Origin of the sequence: Paraburkholderia sp. USG1 (assembly GCF_031570135.1) — a bacterium.
GTDB lineage: Bacteria > Pseudomonadota > Gammaproteobacteria > Burkholderiales > Burkholderiaceae > Paraburkholderia > Paraburkholderia dioscoreae.
Window position 1 is genome coordinate 1 of record NZ_JAMWXW010000080.1, and the last position, 1410, is coordinate 1410.

Sequence of the window (1410 nt, forward strand, 5' to 3'; positions counted from 1 at the left end):
GGTTAATGGAATGGACGCCCCCTCTCCTGCGGTACGGATATGCCAAAGTAAGGGTCTCAAACGTTAGCGCGAAGGAGAGCATCATGAAGATCGCGACCATTGGCCTTGACCTTGCCAAGAACGTTTTTCAGGTCCACGGCGTCGACCCGCGCGGCGTCCCCGTCTTAAGGAAGCAGCTAAAACGCATTCAGGTGCTGCCATTCTTCGCCACGCTGGAACCCTGCCTTGTCGGCATGGAAGCCTGTTGCGGTGCACACTTCTGGGCGAGAAAGCTGCAGGCGTATGGGCATACGGTGAAGCTCATTGCGCCACAGTTCGTCAAACCTTACGTGAAGAGCAACAAGAATGATGCCGCGGATGCAGAGGCAATCTGTGAAGCCGTCTCGCGACCGAACATGCGGTTCGTACCCGTCAAAAGCGTCGAGCAGCAGGCGATACTGGCACTGCACCGGGTCCGGCAAGGATTTGTTACCGCGCGTACCGCCCACGCCAACCAGATCCGCAGTCTGCTCGCAGAATACGGTCTGGTTGTGCCGCAAGGTATTCATCATCTACATCAGGATGTCCCTGATCTTCTGGAAGACGCCAGTAACGAACTGCCGGGCGTATTCCGGCAACTGGTCATGCGTCAGCTCGACTATCTGCGGGAGTTGGACCACCAGGTGCAACTGCTCGAAGCGCAAATAAAGACCTGGCATCGGGAGAACGAAGCAAGCCGCAGACTTGCGCAGATTCCCGGCGTCGGACCCATCACCGCTACTGCGCTGGTCGCATCAGTGGGCGACGCGCGATGCTTTGCAAGCGGCCGGCAACTAGCGGCATGGATCGGTCTGGTGCCGCGCCAGCACTCAAGTGGCGGCAAACAGGTGCTGCTCGGCATCGGCAAACGTGGGGACGCTTATCTGCGCTGCCTGCTTGTCCACGGTGCACGGGCTGTGATCAGCGCCGTACGCCAAAAAGACGGCACCTCCACAAGCTGGCTAGGTCGTCTGCTTGCACGGCGACATACGAACATCGCAACCGTGGCACTTGCCAACCGCAATGCGCGCATCGCCTGGGCCTTACTCGCACATCACCGGGAGTTCTGCTCCGACTATGGGCGCGCAGCACCGGTCGTCTGACACATGGACACGGATATTAGATGATACAGGATAACTAACTAATGAATAGGTGGTAGCTTCCAGCGATTGCGCGGGCAATCATGACGTGATGGCAAAACAGGTGAGACCGGGATCGGGAAAATTCTGTGGTCTGCCACGCGCTTCGAGCGCGATGGGTTAACGAGAAACCGATCTGCACATTCCATCAGGGACAGAGGCAAGTCCTCACAAGTCCGGATGTATGGCTGCAATCCTTCATCTGCTAACGATCACCGAATGACGGCTGTGCAAACTGGGGGCGTCCATGTAT

General features: G+C 57.7%; 1 protein-coding gene. It reads left to right on the forward strand.

Translation table 11 applies throughout. The features are described from left to right. The first annotated feature begins 83 nt into the window (after positions 1–83). Entirely contained in the window at positions 84–1121 is a 1038-nt protein-coding gene (locus tag NE850_RS39325) for an IS110 family transposase (RefSeq protein ID WP_007175844.1), read from the forward strand. The last annotated feature ends 289 nt before the right edge of the window (positions 1122–1410 follow it).